The 20,618-nt window shown below is 59.6% G+C and carries 19 protein-coding genes; 11 read left to right on the top strand and 8 right to left on the bottom strand.

Features of this window, described 5'->3' with window-relative positions; genetic code table 11:
- Positions 1-17 precede the first annotated feature (17 nt).
- The 3 genes from yfkAB to BM063_RS03945 all read left to right on the top strand — a co-directional run bounded on the left by yfkAB (position 18) and on the right by BM063_RS03945 (position 4,199).
- Positions 18-1,142: a radical SAM/CxCxxxxC motif protein YfkAB gene (yfkAB, locus tag BM063_RS03960; protein ID WP_092036339.1), complete on the top strand. Its 1,125-nt coding sequence runs from the start codon at positions 18-20 to the stop codon at positions 1,140-1,142.
- A 205-nt stretch (positions 1,143-1,347) separates the two neighbouring features.
- The gene (locus BM063_RS03955; protein WP_143085224.1) at positions 1,348-2,514 is read left to right on the top strand and encodes a ParM/StbA family protein; all 1,167 of its coding nucleotides are present in this window, start codon (positions 1,348-1,350) and stop codon (positions 2,512-2,514) included.
- 311 nt (positions 2,515-2,825) lie between these two features.
- On the top strand, positions 2,826-4,199 hold the full coding sequence (locus BM063_RS03945; RefSeq protein ID WP_245752006.1) for an FAD-dependent oxidoreductase: 1,374 nt from the start codon (positions 2,826-2,828) through the stop codon (positions 4,197-4,199).
- 59 nt (positions 4,200-4,258) lie between these two features.
- On the opposite strand, the gene rsmG is transcribed toward BM063_RS03945, so the two are convergent.
- From rsmG to rpmH, 8 genes are all read right to left on the bottom strand, one after another.
- The gene (gene rsmG / locus BM063_RS03940; protein WP_342713738.1) at positions 4,259-5,035 is read right to left on the bottom strand and encodes a 16S rRNA (guanine(527)-N(7))-methyltransferase RsmG; all 777 of its coding nucleotides are present in this window, start codon (positions 5,033-5,035) and stop codon (positions 4,259-4,261) included.
- Positions 5,036-5,071: 36 nt separating this feature from the next.
- Positions 5,072-6,958: a tRNA uridine-5-carboxymethylaminomethyl(34) synthesis enzyme MnmG gene (gene mnmG / locus BM063_RS03935; protein WP_092036059.1), complete on the bottom strand. Its 1,887-nt coding sequence runs from the start codon at positions 6,956-6,958 to the stop codon at positions 5,072-5,074.
- A gap of 102 nt (positions 6,959-7,060) precedes the next feature.
- Positions 7,061-8,437, bottom strand: a complete 1,377-nt coding sequence (gene mnmE, locus BM063_RS03930) for a tRNA uridine-5-carboxymethylaminomethyl(34) synthesis GTPase MnmE (protein ID WP_092036057.1) — start codon at positions 8,435-8,437, stop codon at positions 7,061-7,063.
- A 158-nt stretch (positions 8,438-8,595) separates the two neighbouring features.
- Positions 8,596-9,225 carry an RNA-binding cell elongation regulator Jag/EloR gene (gene jag / locus BM063_RS03925; protein ID WP_092036054.1) on the bottom strand — a complete coding sequence of 210 codons (630 nt, stop codon included), beginning with the start codon at positions 9,223-9,225 and terminating at the stop codon, positions 8,596-8,598.
- Positions 9,226-9,229: 4 nt separating this feature from the next.
- Positions 9,230-9,976 (bottom strand): YidC/Oxa1 family membrane protein insertase, encoded by a 747-nt coding sequence (locus BM063_RS03920; RefSeq protein ID WP_092036052.1) that lies wholly within the window; start codon positions 9,974-9,976, stop codon positions 9,230-9,232.
- Positions 9,977-10,085: 109 nt separating this feature from the next.
- Positions 10,086-10,295 carry a membrane protein insertion efficiency factor YidD gene (gene yidD, locus BM063_RS03915; protein WP_218154407.1) on the bottom strand — a complete coding sequence of 70 codons (210 nt, stop codon included), beginning with the start codon at positions 10,293-10,295 and terminating at the stop codon, positions 10,086-10,088.
- An 8-nt stretch (positions 10,296-10,303) separates the two neighbouring features.
- Positions 10,304-10,663 carry a ribonuclease P protein component gene (rnpA, locus tag BM063_RS03910; protein WP_092036048.1) on the bottom strand — a complete coding sequence of 120 codons (360 nt, stop codon included), beginning with the start codon at positions 10,661-10,663 and terminating at the stop codon, positions 10,304-10,306.
- A 121-nt stretch (positions 10,664-10,784) separates the two neighbouring features.
- The gene (rpmH, locus tag BM063_RS03905; protein ID WP_092036046.1) at positions 10,785-10,919 is read right to left on the bottom strand and encodes a 50S ribosomal protein L34; all 135 of its coding nucleotides are present in this window, start codon (positions 10,917-10,919) and stop codon (positions 10,785-10,787) included.
- Positions 10,920-11,465: 546 nt separating this feature from the next.
- Between rpmH and dnaA the strand changes: the two genes are divergently transcribed.
- The 8 genes from dnaA to BM063_RS03865 form a co-directional block, all read left to right on the top strand.
- Entirely contained in the window at positions 11,466-12,803 is a 1,338-nt protein-coding gene (dnaA, locus tag BM063_RS03900) for a chromosomal replication initiator protein DnaA (RefSeq protein ID WP_092036335.1), read from the top strand.
- Between the two features lie 248 nt (positions 12,804-13,051).
- Positions 13,052-14,188, top strand: coding sequence for a DNA polymerase III subunit beta (gene dnaN, locus BM063_RS03895; protein WP_092036044.1), 1,137 nt, complete (start codon positions 13,052-13,054; stop codon positions 14,186-14,188).
- Positions 14,189-14,206: 18 nt separating this feature from the next.
- Positions 14,207-14,422 carry a S4 domain-containing protein YaaA gene (gene yaaA / locus BM063_RS03890; RefSeq protein ID WP_092036042.1) on the top strand — a complete coding sequence of 72 codons (216 nt, stop codon included), beginning with the start codon at positions 14,207-14,209 and terminating at the stop codon, positions 14,420-14,422.
- A gap of 16 nt (positions 14,423-14,438) precedes the next feature.
- Entirely contained in the window at positions 14,439-15,557 is a 1,119-nt protein-coding gene (gene recF / locus BM063_RS03885; protein ID WP_092036040.1) for a DNA replication/repair protein RecF, read from the top strand.
- 4 nt (positions 15,558-15,561) lie between these two features.
- Positions 15,562-15,846 (top strand): extracellular matrix regulator RemB, encoded by a 285-nt coding sequence (gene remB, locus BM063_RS03880; protein ID WP_092036038.1) that lies wholly within the window; start codon positions 15,562-15,564, stop codon positions 15,844-15,846.
- 11 nt (positions 15,847-15,857) lie between these two features.
- Positions 15,858-17,771, top strand: a complete 1,914-nt coding sequence (gene gyrB, locus BM063_RS03875) for a DNA topoisomerase (ATP-hydrolyzing) subunit B (RefSeq protein ID WP_218154405.1) — start codon at positions 15,858-15,860, stop codon at positions 17,769-17,771.
- Between the two features lie 53 nt (positions 17,772-17,824).
- Positions 17,825-20,260, top strand: a complete 2,436-nt coding sequence (gene gyrA / locus BM063_RS03870) for a DNA gyrase subunit A (RefSeq protein WP_092036034.1) — start codon at positions 17,825-17,827, stop codon at positions 20,258-20,260.
- Between the two features lie 115 nt (positions 20,261-20,375).
- Positions 20,376-20,618, top strand: a 243-nt coding sequence (locus tag BM063_RS03865) for a transposase (protein ID WP_143085222.1), incomplete at its 3' end; no start/stop codon positions are given.

Below are 20,618 nucleotides of genomic sequence, written 5' to 3'. Positions count from 1 at the left end.
AAAACGTGAATCCCGCCATGGATCAACAGACAAGCAAACGCCCCTTGTCCCCCCAATGGGATCCTTGGGACCCCTGGCACACCCGCAGCACCAAGGGGCGTTACGAATTGACCAGCGTGGAATTCACCGTCACTCATCTTTGCAATCTTCGCTGCGAACATTGCGCCGTGGGGGAAATGCTCACCGAGGTGGAAGCAGAACCGATTCCCGTCGAACAGCTGATCCGCCGCCTGGAAGAAGTGGACACCCTGCAAACCCTCAGCATCACCGGCGGGGAACCCGTCTTCAATCCGAAAACGGTCAGGGAAATCATTCGGCCCCTCCTCCGCTACGCCCGGGAGCGGGGGCTATACACCCAGCTCAACACCAATCTGACCCTCCCCCTTTCCAGGTACGAGGGATGGGTGGAGGATGTGGACGTGCTCCATATCTCCTACAATTACAGGGATGCCTCGGATTTCCACCGGATCGCCTTTGCCAGGCACAAACGGGACGTTTCCCCCGCCGCCGCGGAAAAGTTGTTCGTCCAAATGGTGGAGAACGCAAAAACCCTTTCCAAAGCGGGGGTGTTCGTCTCCGCCGAAACCTTTCTCAGCCCCTTCACCGTCCCCCACATTGAGTCGATCCACCGGGACGTGGCATCCATGGGATGTCTCCGGCACGAAATCCACCCCCTGTACCCCAGCGATTTCGCCCGGGACATGGAGCTGATCTCCCTGGATGAATACCGGGATGCGGTCCGCCGACTGCTGAAGGCCCGGGTCCCGGACGTCTGGATCCTGTTCGGAACCCTTCCCTTCTACCCCTGCAGCAGCCGGGAGGAAGATGTCGAATTGTGGCGGGATCTCCACCGGGAAGAGGGCGTGACCGTCAGGCACGACCCGGACGGACGCAACCGGCTCAACGTCAACATCTTCACCGGGGACATCATCGTCACCGATTTCGGCGACATTCCTCCCCTGGGGAACATCCGGAGGGACCGGCTGAGCGACGCCTTTGACCGCTGGCTCGGACACCCCGTCGCCAGGCGCCTCCACTGCTACTGCCCGGCCGCCCGCTGCACGGGACCCAATGTCATCGTGGCGGACACCTATTATCCGGAAACCGATTTCCAAAAAAGAAAGGCCCGGATATCCCTGTGAGGGGGGAGACACCGCTTTTCGAACAGGTGTTTTACCCCCCTCTTTCCTTAAAAATTTTTTGCACCGGGAAATATGAAGCGGTGAAAAAGGGTCCCTTGATTTTTGTCACATCAAGTCATTTTTTGTTGACCCTTATCCACAAGGGCTGATAGAATCATTTTAAGAGATGGCTGACTATCAGCGAGGTATGGGGGGAAATGACAAAATGGTAACACCGGTCTACATAGGAAACGACCAGGGATATTACGGCACCAAAGTGGTCTGCCGTCACGGGGACAAATTTTACAAACTTTTTATTCGCAACATGGTCGTTCCCAATCGGGTGGGAGAGATCACCTACAACAACGATCCCCACAACATCATGTACCGGGAGTCGGAAGGGGATCGGGAATGGTTCGTGGGGAAGCTGGCCATCGAGCAATCCGGGGACGACGAACTCTTTGATTCCCACGAGCGCCGGCTGTTCAGCCCCACCTGGTTCCGCGAAAAGGAATACCTGATCATGTTCCGCGTCAGCACCGGTCTGATGCTCCAGGGATGCAAAGAGCCGATCGTGTCCGTCGCCCTTCCCACGGACAGTTACATCGACTACAAGGAAGAATTGAAACGCCGTCTGATCGGCAAGCACAGCTTTGAGGTCAAACAGGGGAACCTCCCCTACAGAAGGATCGAATTCGAAATCAAGCGGGAAAACCTGTACGTCATCAGCCAGCCGATGGCCACCCTGTTCCACATCGCCCTCGACCGGGACGGCCAGCTCCTCAACGAAGACCTGTTCATCCAAAAGGTGAGCATCAACGATCTCGGGTTCGGCACCTCCGATGTGGAAACCCTTCACGGCGAAACGATCATCAAGCGGCAGAGCTTTTCCTCTCGCCACGCCATGCTGAGCGTGTATCAGCTCCTGTCCAAGCGGCTGCTGGAGTTCACCCGGGAAATCGATCCCGACAAGACCGGCAAAGAGTATCAGATTTGGAGCCTCAACCGCGTCATCCATTCGGGAGAAATCAGCTTCAAAGGAAAAGTGTACAACGTGTCGGAAATCGTCCAGAGCTGCATCCAGGAAGTGGGTCAAGCGATGGTGGATGAGGTGTGGCATCGCCTCGATTACGCGGACGACATCACCTACATCATCCTGACCGGCGGCGCATCCATTCCCTTCAAGCCCTATTATCGCGAGCGCTTCGGAGACAAGCTCATCTTTGCGGAAGACTACGGAATCGAAGCGCAATTTGCCAACGCCTTCGGACTCTGCAAATTCTCCCAATCCAAATCCAAATCGGTTCCGGTCAAAAGCGAACAGGAAGTGGCCGCCACCATTCAGGAAGAATTTACGGTTCCCGAAAAGAAAGAAGAAACGGAGAAAAAGTGATTTCGCCCATCCTCCGATCAAAGGCGGGCTGATCCTCCCGGAGACCACTTCGGGGGGATTCCGCCCCAAAAACCGCCACAACCAATCCCTGGCCGGATCGTTACGTGTTCCCGGGGAACATGGTTCCCCATCATGGTTCGGAGCCCGGAGGTGGCTGCGGAAATCGGCAAAGCCGTCATCCCTTCGTTCCGGCTTTGTCCCGGCCTGAACGGCGGGCTTCCCCATCTCCCGCAACCGGGCCGATTCCGCAGCATCGCCGTTTTTTCTTGTCCGGACCCGGCGGGGAATTTCATTGCGAAGGAGGGACGACTGTGCAGCTTACAGGTGGAGAATTTGACGTGATCGTCATAGGCTCTGGCCGTTCGGGACGCGAAACAGCATTGGCTGCCACCCGCGAAGGGTGCTCCACCCTGTTGATCTCCCTCTCCCCGGGAACCATCGCTTCAATGATGTGGAGCACCTCCGACGAGTCTCCGTTAAAACAAGAGCTGATCCAGGCATTTATCCCCTCCGGCAGCGAACACAAGAACAAAAAGCAGCCGTCCATCACCATCCAAACCACCCTCAACCAACCGGATCGGGACTCGTCCATCTATGTCCTGCAGGCCCAGGTCCAGCGCAATGAGCATCCTCCCGGCTCCGACGAGCCCGCTGCGTTGCAGATCGGCAATCCCCGGACGCCTTCTTCCGGTCCAAGCAAAAGCCTGCGGGAGCGGGAGATGCGGATCCGGGAAAAACTGCTCCGCCGAACCAGCCGCCACCCGGAGCAGGATCCGGAACAGGATGAAGAGAAGGATGCCGCCGGCGAAAAAAGGGAGGCCAAACCAGCCGTCAGGAAAGAGATCTCTTCCATCTATCGGCAGAGGAACAACTACCTGAGACGTAAGCTGCTGGACCGTCCCAACGGCCGGGAAAAAGCCGTGCAAATCCCCCCGCAGCCTCGGCAAAAGGATGAGGAGGAAAGAACCAAAGCGCCCAAAAGGAATTCCGCCCATGCCGCTCAAGAAGCCTCACCCATCTCTCTCCTCACCTCCAAGGGCGCCACAGGGCCTCAGGAACCGCTCCTTCGCATGGACCGATCGCGCCGAAAAAAGCAGCGAAACGACGGCACGGCCAAAGTCCATCCCTTGATCTACCGGGAAAGTCCGACCCAGGAAAAAAAGCCGGGCAAAAACCGCTTTCAATCCTTGGTATGGGAGGATTCCAAAGGGGAGGACCCCGCGGCGGAACAGGAAGCAAAACCCAAGGTTCAACCCAAAACGGTGAAAATGAGGTTTGCCGACGGGGGGGCAGAAAAGAAAAAACCGATGGAAGGCGATTCGCAGTCCGTCCCTCCTCTGCATCCCAAAAAGGCGCCGCAGGAGCAGCGCATTGAACAACGGCCGGCCTCCGAACAGCGCCAAATCAACCGGCAGGGAAACAGACCGGCAAGTTCCGAGCCGGAACGGGAGAAAAGAAAGATCTCCTTCATCGAGCGGGAACAAGCCCGAAAGATCCTGGAGCAGTCGGGCAGCACCCCCCTGAAGCGGGAAGCGATCCAGTTGGAGGATCCCTACGGCTACAACGCCTGGGAAGATATCATGCCCTTTTCGAGGGGAAAAGAAAACCAATCGACGCTGGACGCGTCGGAAAAGAGAAAAATCGCCCTTCGCGGACTGCGGAACCTGATCAACAATCTGGGATGACCAGGGCCGAATCATTTCCCGGGAAATGATTCGGCCCTCTTCTTTTTTCGACCTTCCGATCATCGAAGGGGATTTTTGGCCGGAATCCCCGGTCGCCGCGGATAGGCGGCCGGAGTGGGCGACAGCTTCCTCACGATCAAAAGCCTTCTCTCCCCCATCCCTTCCGGAAGGAACAGCACCTCTTGTTTCACTTCCCCGCCCCCCAACCTTTGAAGGGCTCCCTCCGCCTCTTCCAGTTCCCTCTCCGCATCCGGCCCCTTCATCGCCACAAACCAACCGCCGACGCGCACAAAGGGCAAGCACAGTTCCGCCAACACCGGCAGGCGGGCCACCGCCCGCGCCACGGCCAGATCGAACCGTTCCCGATGGCTCTCCTGACGCGCCAGTTCCTCGGCCCGTCCGTGAATCGCCTCCGTCTGATCCAGCTTCAGCTCCCGGATCACATCCCTCAGAAAACCGACCCGTTTCCGCAGGGAATCCACCAGGACCATCCGGAGATGGGGAAAAAGGATTTTCAGCGGAAGGCCGGGAAACCCGGCGCCCGTCCCCACATCGATCACCGTGTTGATTTCCTCCATCGGCACCGGTTTGGCTACCGTAAGGGAATCGAAAAAATGCTTGATGTACACTTCCCTCTCTTCGGTGAGGGCCGTCAGATTGATCACCCGGTTTTTTGACAGCAACAGCTGCAAATAGCGGTCAAACTGCTCCGACTGCCCGGGGGAGAGTTCCCACCCCAGGTTTTTCACATGACCCAGAAACTGCGACCGGATGTCCACCATCAGATCCTCCTTCACAATCGGCAGAAATAAAGCCGGACCCGGAAGGCCTTCCATAGCCAAAGGTCCTCTCCGTGGCCCGGCGCTCGTCCATCACGCCTTGGCGAAGGATTTTCCTCCCTGTTCGATGTACACCATCAGGATCGAGATGTCCGCGGGATTGACTCCCGAGATGCGCGACGCCTGACCGAGAGACAGGGGGCGCACCTTTTTCAGCTTTTCCCGGGACTCCGAGGAAATCCCCTGGATCTTGTCATAGTCCACCCACGAGGGAATCTTTTTGTTCTCCATCCGCTTCATCTTTTCCACCTGCTGCAGCGATTTCCGGATATATCCCTCATACTTCAGCTGGATCTCCACCTGTTCCGCCACCTCCGGAGGAACCGGTTCCGGCGGCGGAGCGATGAGGCTGATCTCCCGGTACCCCAGTTCGGGCCGTTTGATCAGCTGGGCCAGCTCGACGGCGCTGTTCAATTCGCTGGACCCGGCCTCCCGCAGGATCCGCTGAACCTCGGGAGTCGGTTTCACCCTCGTCTCTCTCAGCCGCGCCATTTCCCGCTCGATCGCCTGTTTTTTGGCGACAAACCGGCGGTACCGCTCCTCGGGGATCAATCCGATCTCATAACCCAGTTCCGTCAAGCGGAGGTCCGCGTTGTCATGGCGAAGGAGAAGGCGGTATTCCGCCCGGGAGGTGAGGAGGCGGTAGGGCTCCTCCGTTCCCTTGGTCACCAGATCGTCGATCATGACGCCGATATAGGCCTGGGAACGGTCCAGGATCACCGGCTCCTTCCCCTGCACTTTCCTTGCGGCGTTGATCCCGGCCATGATTCCCTGGCCGGCGGCTTCTTCATAGCCGGAGGTGCCGTTGATCTGCCCCGCCGTAAACAGGTTCTCCACCAGCTTCGTCTCCAGGCTGGGCCACAGCTGGGTGGGGACGATGGCGTCGTATTCGATGGCATAACCGGTGCGCATCATCTCCACCTTTTCCAGGCCCCTGATCGTCCGCAGCATCTCCCGCTGCACATCCTCCGGCAAGCTGGTGGACAACCCCTGCACATACATCTCCAGGGTGTCTCTTCCCTCCGGCTCCAGGAAGATCTGGTGGCGGGCCTTGTCGGCAAAGCGGACGATCTTGTCCTCGATGGAGGGGCAGTAGCGGGGGCCCCGCCCCTCGATCATTCCGGAATACATCGGCGCCCGGTGCAAATTGCGGCGGATCACCTCATGGGTCCGCTCATTGGTGTAGGTCAGCCAACAGGGAAGCTGATCGGTGATGTACTCGGTGGTCTCATAGGAGAAGGCCCGCGGCTCCTCATCCCCCGGTTGGATCTCCATCTTGTCGGTGTCGACGGTCAGCCTGTTCACCCGGGGCGGAGTCCCCGTCTTGAATCGGACCATCTCAAAGCCCAAATCCATCAGGTTGTAGGACAGATTGACGGAGGGCTGCAGGTTGTTCGGGCCGCTTTCGTAGGACAGATCGCCGATGAAAATTTTTCCGCGCAGATAGGTCCCCGTCGTCAGCACCACGGCCCGTGAGCGGTATTCGGCGCCGGTGCGGGTGATCACCCCCCGGCACACCCCGTCCTCGACGACCAGCTTCTCCACCATCGCCTGATGGAGATCCAAATTGGGCTCCGCCTCCAGGGTCCGTTTCATCTCCTGCTGGTACTTCACCTTGTCCGCCTGGGCCCGCAGGGCGTAGACGGCCGGCCCCTTGCCGGTGTTGAGCATCCGCATCTGGATATGGGTCTTGTCGATATTTCGCGCCATTTCCCCGCCCAGGGCATCGATCTCCCGCACCACATGCCCCTTGGCCGGCCCGCCGATCGAAGGGTTGCAGGGCATGTAGGCGATGGTGTCCAGGCTCAGGGTGAGCAGGAGCGTCCGGCAACCCATCCGCGCCGCGGCCAAAGCCGCCTCACAACCGGCATGCCCCGCGCCGACGACGATCACATCGTACTCTCCAGCGCGATAACTCATTTTCTTCTCCCCTTTTTCGAAACTCGGTGAAACCATCTGGGTCCGGGAAGTGGGCCGCCCGCCACAGGACAGCTGTCATGTCATCCCGCTCTCCTGGAAGTTTCACTTGCCCAGACAGAATTGGGAAAAGATCTGATCGATCAAATCCTCGGACACCGCTTCGCCGATGATCTCCCCCAGGTGCTGCCACGCGTTTTTCAGATCGATTTCCACCATGTCGAGGGGGATATTCCCCTCGATTCCCGCGATGGCGTCCCGGACATTGCCGAGGGCCCGCTCCAGAAGGTGGATGTGGCGCACATTGCTCACGTACGTGGCCTCCGTCCCCTCCACTTTGCCGGCGAAGAAGAGTTCGCCGATCGCCTCCTCCAGCCGGTCGAGCCCCCGCTCCTCCTTCAGGGACAGGGTGACGAGCGGCGTGTCGCCGATCAGGCGGCGCACTTCCTCCAGATCAATCCGCCGCTCCAGGTCCGTCTTGTTCACCACAACGATCGCCGTATGAGAGCGCACCGCCTCAAGCAGTTTCCGGTCATCCTCCGTCAGCGGTTCCGCGTAATTGAGCACGAGCAACACCAGGTCCGCCTGTTCGAGGGCCCGGCGGGAACGCTCCACACCGATCCGTTCCACCACGTCTTCGGTTTCGCGAATGCCGGCGGTGTCCACCAGGCGAAGCGGAATGCCCCGCACGTTCACATATTCCTCGATCACATCCCGGGTGGTTCCGGGGATGTCGGTCACGATCGCCTTGTTTTCCTGGGAAAGGGCGTTCAGCAGGGACGACTTGCCCACGTTGGGCCGCCCGACGATGACCGTGGCGATTCCGTCACGCAAAATTTTTCCCTGCCGCGCGGTCTCCAGCAGCCGGAGGATCTCCCCCTCGATCTGGCGGCAACGGGAAAGAAGCGTCTTCGCCGTCAACTCTTCCGCATCATATTCCGGATAATCCACATTGACCGCCAGGTGGGCCAGGGTCTCCAGGATTTCCTGCCGCAGCTTCCGGATCAACCGGGAGAGACGGCCCCGGGCCTGATCCATCGCCACGCGGGCGGCCCGGTCCGTCTTGGAACGGATCAAATCGATGACCGCCTCCGCCTGAGAAAGGTCGATCCGCCCGTTCAGAAAGGCCCGCTTGGTAAACTCCCCCGGCTCGGCCAGACGGGCTCCCGCCGTAAGGAGCGCTTCCAGCACCTTTTGCACCGGAACCACGCCGCCGTGGCAGCTCACCTCCACCACATCCTCCCGGGTGAAGGTGCGCGGAGCCCGCATGACGGTGACCAGCACCTCGTCGAGAACCTCTTTCGTCTCCGGATGGAGAATGTGGCCGTAGTGAACCGTATGGGTGTCCACTTCCGTCAAGGACCGCTTCCCCTTATATACCCGATCGACCACCTCCACCGCCTCCGGTCCGCTCACCCGGATGACGGCGATTCCTCCCTCGCCGACGGGCGTGGAAATGGCCGCAATCGTATCATTTTCCATAGGCACTCACCCCGGATGCCCTCTTTGGCATCCTCCCCAAAGATTGCACATTCATAGGATATCCTGGGTTTTCATGATAGCATACCGCCGATGGAAATGAAAACCGCCTCCGCAAACAAAAAATGCCCTCCCCAGGAGAGCTTCCCAAGTTTTCGCTCCTATTTTTTCGGAGCAATGACGACGCGGCGTTCGGGCTCCTCCCCCTCGCTGTAAGTGGTGAGCCCTTCCACCGCCTGGATCCGGGTGTGAATCACCTTCCTGTCCGCCGGACTCATCGGTTCCAGCCTCACTTCCTTGCCGGTCCGAAGCACCTGACGGGCCAGCCGGTCCGCCAGCCCCTGGAGGGTTTTCCGCCGGCGTTCCCGAAAGCCCCCCGCATCCAGAATGATCCGTTGGCGTGTTTCGGCGCCGCGGTTTGCCACGATGTTGACCAGATACTGCAGGGCGTCCAGGGTTTGTCCGCGCCGTCCGATGACAAGTCCCAACTGTTCCCCGCGCAGATCAAAGGTGACGCTTTCCTGCTCCTTTCGCACCTCCACCTCCAGGGAAAGCCCCATGGTGGAGAGCACCTCCTTCAGAAACCGGAGGCCCTGTTCCACCGGGTTCACCGTGGAAGCGATCCGTTCCACCTGCACCTTCGCCGGACGGGCCCCGAAAAGGCCAAACCATCCCCTGCGGGGCTCCTCCAGCACCGAAATCCGCACCTGGTCCCGGGTGGCCTTGAGGCGGCCGAGGGCTTCCTCCACCGCCTCCTCCACGGTTTTCGCCGAAACAATCACCTTGTTCACCCGGTCAACCCTCCTGTTTTTTTGCACGGTATTTGTCGCTCAGGAAGTAATACTGAACCATGGAGAACAGGTTGCTGTACACCCAGTACAAAGACAGAGCCGCCGGAAACTGGTAGGCCAGGACAAAAATCATGACCGGCATCACAAAGAGCATGACCCGTGTCTGCGGATTGTCCCCCATCCCCGTGGCGATGGACTGCAGGTAGGTGGTCAACGCCGCCAGAGCGGGCAGCACAATCCAGGGATCGGGCTGGCCGAGCTGCATCCACAAAAAGTCCGATTCGGCGATGTGTTGATTGCGCATGATCGACTGGTAGAACGCGATCAGGACGGGCAACTGGATCAGGAGCGGAAGACACCCGGACATGGGATTGACGTTGTGTTTCTGGAAGAGCTTCATCGTCTCTTCCTGCAGCTTTTGCTGATTGTTCCTGTACTTCTCCTGAAGCCTCTTCAGCTCCGGCTGCAGGGCCTGCATCGCCTTGGAGCTCTTCATCTGCTTGATGGTCAGAGGAAGCAGGAGCAAACGGATGATAACCGTAACCACCAAGATGGAAAGACCGTAACTGCCGATCAGTTCATTGAACGCATCCAACGCGACGGTCAGGGGATAGACAAAAAATCTGTCCCAGATGCCGCCGTTCGGATCGACCGGTTTGAATTGCGAGGGATCCGGCGCGCAACCGGCCAGGGCGCCGAACGCCGCGGCCAGAAGCAAAAGACCGATCCATTTTCTGCGACGTTTTTGCAATAAAAACGCCCCCTTGACGGTTCCGACTCAAAAAGGTTCGGAAACTTTTTCGAGCAGTGATCGAAAAGACGCGGATATGTATGACGGCCGAGTCCCGACCGGCCCGGCCTCAGGGAACCGGATCGTAGCCTCCCGGATGAAAGGGATGGCACTTGGCGATCCGCTTCACCGTGAGCCACCCCCCGCGCAGCACGCCGTAGCGGGAAATCGCCGTCAATCCGTACTCGGAACAGGTGGGGTAAAACCGGCAGGTCGGCGGTTTCAGGGGGGAGATGAAACGGCGGTAGAAACGGATCGCCCCCAACGCGATGACCTTCATCGCCACCCTCACCTCTTTTTTTCTTCGTTTTGCTTGAGCAATTTTCCTTTGGACATCACGTGTCGCAAGCTGGACTTCACCTGATGGTAATTCATGGTCGCGGCGGGAGCGCGGGCGATGATGACCAGGTCCGTTCCTTCGGGCAGCGATTCGATCTTCTGGCGCAGAACCTCCTTCACCAGCCGCTTCACCCGGTTTCGCGTAACCGCCTTGCCCACCTTGCGGCTGACGGAGACGCCGATCCGGACCGGTCCGTCGTCAAGCCGCCTCAAACTGTACACGACAAATTGCCGGTTGGCCGTCGAGGAACCGGCGCGGAACACCCGTCGGAAATCGTTCCTCCGCCTCAGGCGGTGTTCCCGTTGCAAGGGCGCCCCTCCTTCCGGAACCTGAAAGCCTCTCAAATTTCAGTATGGAACGGATTATCCCGAAAATAAACCCTTTTCGTCCCGGAAATAGGAAAAAAGGCCACGCTGCATGACGGTGGCCTTAAGCGGACAACACTTTTCTGCCCTTGCGCCGGCGGTTTCGAAGCACTTTGCGTCCGTTTTTCGTGCTCATCCGCTTACGGAAGCCATGCACGTTCTTCCGCTTCCGCCTGCTCGGCTGATAGGTTCGTTTCATATCGCTTCCGGTGGGCGACCGCAGGCAAAGCCCCGAAGGGTCGCACCCAAAAACCCGGTACCCTCCCTTCTCCGTCTGTTTCCGCCATCGACATCCGGCGTCGGGATGACAGTCTTTCTAATTATATCGGGCCAAAAAGAAGGTTGTCAAGGAACGGGGAGAAGTCCACATGTGGATAACTCCGACGGTCCGATTCCGGGGAATCCCCAGCTTATCCTCCGGTTGTCCACACATCCCCTCCCTGTGGACAAGGGGATTCCCGGGCCCTGTGAACTGTGGATAAATGTCTCAAATCCCATTGTCATTGCTAGAATCATTTGGTATCATGTTTGTGTTTTCCCCAGTGGATAACTTCGATCGCTTCCTCCTTTATCCACGGCTTGTGGATAATTGTGTGGAAATCCACAAGATCTTGTGGATGTTTTCCTCTGACACCCTGTGGACAGTGTGGAAAACGCCTCCGCTTTCCTGCGCTCTTCGTTCCGGCCGCCCTCATGTTGTGCATAAATCTGTTGACATCACCGAAAGGAGGTTTCCCATGTGGACATGTCCATCCAGGAGCTGTGGTCCCGGGCCCTGGAATCGATCCGGGGGAAGCTGAGCAAGCCCAGTTTTGAAACGTGGCTGATGTCCACAAAAGCCGTGGATTATGATGATGACACCCTGGTGATCTCCGCCCCCAACGATTTCACCCGCGACTGGCTGGCCTCCCACTATGTCGATCTGATCCGCGACACCCTGCTGGAGATCACCGGCAAGGAAATCGAGGTGCGGATCGTCAACGCCCAGCCCGCGGAAGCGGAACAAAGGGCTGCCGGTCCGGAGAAAAAACCGGCCGCAACGGACGACCCCCCGAAGACGATGCTGAATCCCCGCTACACCTTTGACAGCTTCGTCATCGGTTCCGGCAACCGCTTCGCCCACGCGGCGTCCCTGGCCGTGGCCGAAGCGCCGGCCAAGGCGTACAATCCCCTGTTCATCTACGGCGGGGTGGGCCTGGGAAAAACCCATCTGATGCACGCCATCGGCCATTATGTCCTGGAGCACAACCCCGGCAGCCGGGTGGTCTACATCTCCTCGGAGAAGTTCACCAACGAGTTCATCAATTCGATCCGCGACAACAAGACGGTCGACTTCCGCAACAAATACCGGAATGTGGACATCCTGTTGATCGACGACATTCAGTTTTTGGCCGGAAAGGAACAAACCCAGGAGGAATTTTTCCATACCTTTAATACCCTTCACGAAGAGAGCAAACAGATCGTCATCTCCAGCGACCGGCCCCCCAAGGAGATCCCGACGCTGGAAGACCGCCTTCGCTCCCGCTTCGAATGGGGACTGATCACCGACATTCAGCCGCCGGACCTGGAAACGCGCCTCGCCATCCTTCGCAAGAAAGCGAGCGCCGACAATCTGGACATCCCCGGCGAGGTGCTGGCCTACATCGCCGACCGGATCGACACCAACATCCGGGAACTGGAAGGGGCCTTGATCCGCGTCGTCGCCTATTCCGCGCTGATGAACCAGCCGATCACTCCGGAACTGGCCGCGGAGGCCCTGAAGGACATCGTTCCGAACCACCGGGAACGGGCCGTCAGCATCCAGGACATTCAACAGGAAGTCTGCGCCTTCTACCGCCTGAGCATCGAGGATCTGAAGGCGAAGAAGCGGACCAAAAACGTCGCCTTTCCCAGGCAGATCGCCATGTATCTGTGCCGGGAGATGACCGACAGCTCCCTGCCGAAGATCGGGGAACAATTCGGGGGACGGGATCACACCACCGTCATCCACGCCCATGAGAAGATCAGCAGTTTGCTGGCCAAGGATCCCCAGCTGAAGGACGAGATCGAAGAGCTGAAAAAGCGGATTCGTCACAGGAGGTAGGTCCCCTTTCTTCACATGTGGACAAAACGGACAAACCCATGCACAGCCCTTTCCACAGCGGAATTCCTTATCCCAGCGGACTTATGGCCGGTTATCCACACCATTCACAGGGCCTATTACTTCTGCTGCTGCTCAAAAATAAATAATCTATGTATCCATCCCCGAAAATATGACTCTCTCCTCCCATACGGCCGGGGATTCCATCTTTTCGACATTTCGAAAAAATACGGGAATGAGGAGGGTTTCCCATGAAGTTCCGCATCGCCCGCTCCGCCTTGGTGGATGCGGTCTCCCAGGTGTCCAAGGCGGTCTCCACGAGAACGACCATTCCCATTCTGACGGGAATCAAAGTGACGGCAGACGAGGAAGGCATCTTCTTCACCGGAAGCAACGCCGATCTGACCATCCAGGTGCGGGTTCCCCTGCGCGAGGAGGATAAGGAAATTGTCCACTTGGAAAGAATAGGTAATACCGTTCTCCCCGGACGCATCATCGGGGAATTGGTTCGCAAGCTGCCGGAGGATGAAGTGGAATGGGAAGTGGACGAGCGGCGGGTGGCCACGATCTGCTCCGGACAGGCCCGGTTCCAACTGAACGCCATGGATCCCGAGGAATATCCCCGGCTGCCGGAGCTTGTGGAAGACCGCAAGTTCAGCCTTCCGGCCGATCTTCTGCAGACGATGATCCGGCAGACGGTGTTTGCCGTCTCCACCTCCGAGGCCCGGGGGGTCCTGATGGGCGTCCTTTGGCAGCTGGAGGGCGGCAGGCTGCGCCTCGTCGCCACCGACAGCCACCGCCTGTCCCGCCGGGAAGCGGAGGTGGAGGCCCCGGAGGGCCTGACCCTGGCCAACGTGATCGTTCCGGGGAAAAGCTTGTCGGAGGTGGGGAAAATCCTGGCCGACCGGTCCGGCTGGGTCGACATCGTCGTATCGGACAACCAGCTCTTGATCGAGACGACGCACCTGAAGTTTTTCACCCGGCTTTTGAGCGGCAATTACCCGGACACCGACCGGGTGATCCCCAGGGGAGGAAGGACGGAACTGGTCCTTTCGACCAAGGAATTGCTGGAGTCCGTGGATCGCGCCTCCCTGATCAGTCGGGACGGCCGGGATAATGTGATAAAATGGGTAGTAAGTGACGACGGACGCGTCGAAGTGAGCTCCGCCGCCCAGGACGTGGGAAGCGTCACGGAAGAGGTTTCGGCCCGGGTGAGCGGAGAGCCGATGAGCATTTCCTTCAACGCCCGCTACATGATCGAAGCGCTTCGGGCGGTGGACAGCGAGGAAATCCGAATCCTTTTGACCGGACCGATGACCCCCTTCTCGATCCGGCCGGTGGACAGCGACGATTCCCTCCACCTGATCGTGCCGATCCGGACCCGGTAGCACAGGGGGGTGACCCGCATGCGGAACATTGCGATCAACACGCCCACCATCCAGCTGGGGCAGCTGCTGAAAAAGGCGGAAATCATCGCCACCGGGGGACAGGCAAAGCACTTCCTGCTCGACGTCGAAGTGAAGGTCAACGGGGAGCGGGAGACGCGCCGAGGCCGCAAGCTCGTGCCGGGAGACACGGTGGAAATCCCCGGACATGAGCCCATCCGGGTGATTCATTCCTGACGGGAGGGGTGGCCGGTTGCGCGTCGAAGAATTGGAAGTGAGTCAATTTCGGAACATCGAGCGGCTGAACCTCGCCTGCCCGGGGGACCTTCATCTGTTCATCGGGGCCAACGCCCAGGGAAAGACCAATTTGCTGGAATCCCTCTACGTTTTGGCGCTGGGAAAATCCCACCGGGCACGGTCCCACCGGGAGCTGATTCGTTGGAATCAACCGGCCGCCCGGCTTGCCGTGCGCATCCGGAGAGGGGACCGACTCCACCGCCTGGAGGTGCGCCTTTCGGAACGGGGGAAACAGGTCGTCCGCAACGGAGTGGAACAGCGCCGCCTCAGCGAATACATCGGAACATTGGTCGTCGTCTTGTTTGCGCCGGAGGATCTGGACATCGTCAAGGGAAGCCCTCAGGTCCGGCGCCGGTTCATCGATACGGAGATCGGTCAGATCAGCCCCGCTTACGTATATCATCTGACCCGCTACAAACAACTGGTCTCCCAGCGAAACAGCCTGTTGAAGGAACTGTCGGGACGCCGCCAGGCGGATGCGGCGCTGCTTGAAGTGCTGGACGAACAGTGGATCGAAACGGCGGTTCCGGTGTGGAAGAAGCGCTTCGAATTCGTGCGCTCCCTTTCGGAGCGGGCCGGACGGATTCACCGGGCGATCAGCCGGGGAGTGGAAGAGCTGAAGGTCCTTTACGCCCCTTCCGTCGACCTCGACGAAAAAAGCTCTCCGGAGACGTGGAAACAGCAGCTCCGCCGGGAGCTGCCCCGGATCCGGGAACAGGAAATCCGGCGGGGAAGCACCCTGCTCGGCCCCCATCGGGACGACCTCCGGCTCATCGTCAACGGGTTCGATCTGTTCGCTTACGGCTCCCAGGGCCAGCAGCGAACGGCGGCGCTGGCCCTCAAATTGGCGGAAATCGAGTTGATCCATCGGGAAATCGGCCATTATCCCATCCTTTTGTTGGATGATGTTCTTTCCGAGCTGGACGACCACCGGAAGACACACCTGTTGGAGACGATCCGGGACAGGGTGCAAACCTTCGTCACCGCCACCAGCCTGGAGGGCATCGGGAAAGAGACCCTGGAGCGGGCCCGGATCTGGCGGGTGGAAGGCGGAACCTTCACGGAACTGAGGTGAGAGGGTGTTTGTTCACCTGGGCGGGAACAAGATGATACGCACCCGGGACGTGATCGCCATCCTGGACGCGTCATCCCCGCACATTTTTCCCTTCGTGGACAGGGCACGGCGGGAAGGGCGATACGTGGTCATCGCCCCCCGGGATGTCAAATCGATCATCGTGACCGACACCTTGGTCTATGCTTCCCCGATTTCGTCCCACACCCTGATGAAGCGGGCGAGTGAAGGCCCCGACCGCCTGTTGCGGTCGAGGCGCCTTCCGGGAAGCGACCAGGAATCCAGAGAGTAGGTGAACTGCAGGTGACCGTACAGCGAACCAACTATGACGAAACCCAGATTCAGGTGCTGGAGGGGCTGGAAGCGGTTCGGAAGCGGCCGGGGATGTACATCGGCTCCACCAGCAGCCGAGGCCTTCACCATCTGGTGTGGGAAGTGGTGGACAACAGCATCGACGAAGCCCTGGCCGGCCGGTGCGACACCATCGAAGTGACCATTCATCCGGACAACAGCGTGACCGTGACCGACAACGGTTCCGGCATCCCGGTGGGGATTCACCCCAAAATGGGAAGGCCGGCGGTGGAGGTGGTGATGACCACGCTCCACGCCGGAGGGAAATTCGGCGGCGACGGGTACGCTTATTCGGGCGGTTTGCACGGCGTGGGCGTGTCGGTCGTCAACGCCCTTTCCGAATGGCTGGAGGTGGAGGTGAAGCGGGAAGGGAAGATCCACCGGCAGCGTTACCGGCGGGGGGTGCCCGAAACGGACCTGCAGGTGGTGGGCGCCACAGATGAGACGGGGACCCGCGTCACCTTCAAGCCCGATCCGGAAATCTTCACGGAAACCACCGAATTCGACTACGAGGTGCTTCAAAACCGCCTCCGGGAATTGGCTTTTCTCAACCGCGGGGTGTACATATCCCTGACCGACGAGCGGGGAGAAGGAAAGTCCCAGGAATTCAAATACGACGGCGGCATCGTCTCCTTCGTGGAACACCTGAACCGGAACCGGGACGTGTTGCACGCTCCCCCCATCTACATCAAGGGAGAACGGGACGGCATCTTTGTGGAGATCTCCCTCCAGTACAACGAGTCCTACGCCAGCAACATCTATTCCTTTGCCAACAACATTCACACCTATGAGGGAGGCACCCACGAGGCGGGCTTCAAGTCGGCCCTCACCCGGGTGATCAACGACTATGCCCGGCGCAACAATCTCCTGAAGGACAATGACAGCAACCTGACCGGTGACGATGTCCGCGAAGGACTGACGGCGATCATCAGCGTCAAGATCTCCGATCCGCAGTTTGAGGGGCAGACCAAGACCAAATTGGGGAACAGCGAAGCGCGGACCGTGACGGAGTCCATCTTCGCCGACCGCTTCTTCACCTTTCTGGAGGAAAACCCCTCCGTGGCCAAACGGATCATCGGCAAGGCCGTGACGGCCGCGCGGGCCCGGGAGGCCGCCCGCAAAGCCCGGGAGCTGACCCGGCGGAAAAACGCCCTGGAGGTGAGCTCCCTGCCGGGCAAGCTGGCCGACTGCACATCCCGGAACGCCGAGATCAGCGAACTGTTCCTGGTGGAGGGGGACTCGGCGGGCGGAACGGCCAAACAGGGACGGGATCGGCGGTTTCAGGCGATCCTTCCCCTTCGGGGAAAGATCCTCAACGTGGAGAAGGCGCGGCTCGACAAGGCCCTGTCCAACGAGGAAATCCGGACGATCATCACCGCATTGGGAACGGGGATCGGAGAGGACTTCAACATCGACAAGGCCCGTTACCACAAGGTGATCATCATGACCGACGCCGACGTGGACGGGGCGCACATCCGCACCCTGCTCCTCACCTTCTTCTACCGGTACATGCGTCCCCTGATCGAGGAGGGGTACGTCTACATCGCCCAGCCTCCCCTGTACAAGATCAGCCAGGGAAAAACGATCCGCTATGCCTACAGCGACCGGGAAAAGGAGCGGATCGTCCAGGAAATGCAGGCCAGGGGAAAAGTGGAAATCCAGCGGTACAAGGGGCTGGGTGAGATGAACGCCACCCAGCTCTGGGAGACGACGATGGATCCGGAGAGCCGCACCCTGCTCCAGGTCAGCCTTCAGGACGCCATCGACGCCGATCACGTGTTTGAAACGCTGATGGGGGACAAAGTGGAGCCCCGCCGGGAATTTATCCAGGAATACGCCCGGCAGGTGCGCAATCTGGACGTCTGACGCTGCCGCGGTCGGCCGAAGGCGGCCGGATCAACGGACGGAGGGACTAACCGATGCCAGATACCGAACGGATCCAGGAAGTGAATATCAGCCAGGAGATGCGCAACTCCTTTCTCGATTACGCCATGAGCGTGATCGTCAGCCGCGCCCTGCCCGACGTGCGGGACGGGCTGAAGCCGGTTCACCGGCGGATTCTTTATTCCATGTTCGAACTGGGGATCACTCCGGACAAGCCGTACAAGAAGTCGGCCAACGTGGTGGGAAACGTGCTGGCCCGCTACCATCCCCACGGCGATGCGGCGGTCTATGACTCGATGGTCCGGATGGCCCAGGATTTTTCCTACCGGTACATGCTGATCGACGGGCACGGCAACTTCGGTTCCGTCGACGGCGATTCCCCGGCGGCGATGCGTTACACCGAGGCGCGGCTTGCGCCCATCGCCCTGGAGATGCTCCGGGACATCAAGAAGGAAACCATCGACTTCGGGCCCAACTACGACGGCAGCCTGGAGGAGCCCCTGGTGCTGCCCTCCCGCATCCCCAATCTGCTCATCAACGGAGCCTCGGGGATCGCCGTCGGCATGGCCACCAACATTCCTCCGCACAACCTCGGGGAAGTGATCGACGCCCTGGTCAAGCTGATTGAAAACCCCGACGTGACGGTGGAGGAGTTGATGAAATCGATCAAGGGCCCCGATTTTCCCACCGGCGGGGTGATCCTGGGGACGGACGGAATCCGGAAGGCCTATCGCACGGGGCGGGGCAACCTTCAGGTCCGGGCCAAGACGCGCATCGAAGAGGCCTCCGGCGGCAAGATGCGCATCGTCGTCGAGGAGCTCCCTTATCAGGTCAACAAGGCCAGGCTGGTGGAGAAGATCGCCGAACTGGTCCGGGAAAAGCGGGTGGAAGGCATCACCGACCTCCGGGACGAATCGGACCGGAACGGGATGCGCGTCGTGATCGAACTTAGGCGCGACGTCAACCCGCGGGTGGTGTTGAACAACCTGTACAAGCACACGGCGCTCCAGACGAGCTTCGGGGTGATCATGCTGGCCCTGGTGAAAGGGCAGCCCCAGGTGCTCAACCTGAAGGAGCTCCTTCACCACTACCTGGAACACCAGGTCGAAGTGATCCGCCGCAGAACCCAGTTCGACCTGCGCAAGGCGGAAGAGAGGGCCCATATTCTGGAGGGGCTGCGGATCGCCCTGGATCACATCGACGAAGTGATCGACCTGATCCGCGGCTCCCGGACGGCGGACGAGGCGAGGGCCGGCCTGATGGAGCGCTTCGGCCTGACCGAAAAGCAGGCCCAGGCCATCCTGGACATGCGGCTGCAGCGCCTGACCGGCCTGGAGCGGGAGAAGATCGAGGACGAGTACGGGGAGCTGCTCAAAACGATCGCCGAACTGAAGGCCATCCTCGCCGACGAAGCGAGGATCCGCGGGGTGGTCCGGGACGAGCTTCTGGAGATCAGGGAGAAATTCGCCGACGAGCGGAGAACGCGGATCAAGCCGGATGCGGATGAGATTGACGAGGAGGACCTGATCCCCGAGGAAGAGGTGGCGGTCCTGCTCACCCATCGCGGGTACATCAAGCGGATGCCCCTGTCCTCCTACCGGGCCCAGCGGCGCGGCGGACGGGGCGTCACCGGGATGGGCACCCGGGAGGACGATTTCGTCCAGCACCTGTTCGTCTGCAATTCCCACAACTATCTGCTCTTTTTCTCCAACCGGGGCAAGGTGTACCGGTTGAAGGCCTACGAGGTGCCGGAGCTCAGCCGGACGGCCCGGGGAACCCCGATCATCAACCTGATCCAGATTGAGCCCGGGGAGTACATCCACGCGGTCATCCCGGTGAAGGAGTTCGCGCAGGACAGAATGCTCTTCTTCGCCACCAAGCACGGGGTGATCAAGAAGACGGCCCTGGAGGAGTTTGAGCACATCCGGCGGAACGGCCTTTTCGCCATCAATCTCCGGGAGGGGGACGAGCTGGTCGGCGTCCGCCTGACCGACGGCCAGCAGGAGATCATCCTGGGGACGCGCTTCGGGATGTCGATCCGCTTCTCCGAACAGGATGTCCGGCAGATGGGCCGTTCGGCGACGGGGGTGAAGGGGATCACCCTGAGCGAAGGGGACGAAGTGATCGACATGGACATCGCTTATCCGGATCACGAGGTGATGATCGTCACCGCCAAGGGGTACGGAAAACGGACGCCCCTTTCGGAATACCGGCAGCAGTCCCGGGGCGGCAAGGGGATCAAGACCCTCACCGTCACCGAAAAGAACGGGCCCGTCGTCGGTTTGAAGATGGTGACTCCCCGGGAGGATCTGATGCTGGTCACCAACGGCGGCATGGTGATCCGCCTCAACGTCTCCGATATTTCCCAGCAGGGCCGCTACACCCAGGGGGTCAAACTGATCTCCCTGCGGGAGGGAGAAGAGGTGGCCACCGTCGCCCGGGTGCACATCGCCGACGGGGAAGAAGAGTGATCGGCAATCTGAGCCGGAGAGGATACTCTCTCCGGCTTGAGGCTGTTGACAAAGAAGGGTCAACAGCCTTTTTTGTTGAATTCGGAATAAAACAATTCCGAAGGAAGGTTTTTATATGTTCAGGACGAACCCATCCAGGGAATTTCAACCCGAAACAGTCAACATAGAAGACCTTGTTCCCCAAGATCACTTGCTTAGAAAAATCAATGAAACCATCGACTTTTCGTTTATCGCGGAAAAATGCCGCCCCTTGTATTGTCAAGATAATGGGCGTCCTTGCATCGATCCGGTCATGCTGTTCAAAATGCTTTTGATCGGTTATTTGTACGGAATTCGTTCGGAAAGACGCCTCATTGAG

The sequence above is a fragment of the Planifilum fulgidum genome (genome assembly GCF_900113175.1).
Lineage (GTDB): Bacteria > Bacillota > Bacilli > Thermoactinomycetales > DSM-44946 > Planifilum > Planifilum fulgidum.
The sequence above is the reverse complement of the archived record's forward strand: the minus strand, read 5'-3'. Positions and strand labels throughout refer to the sequence as shown.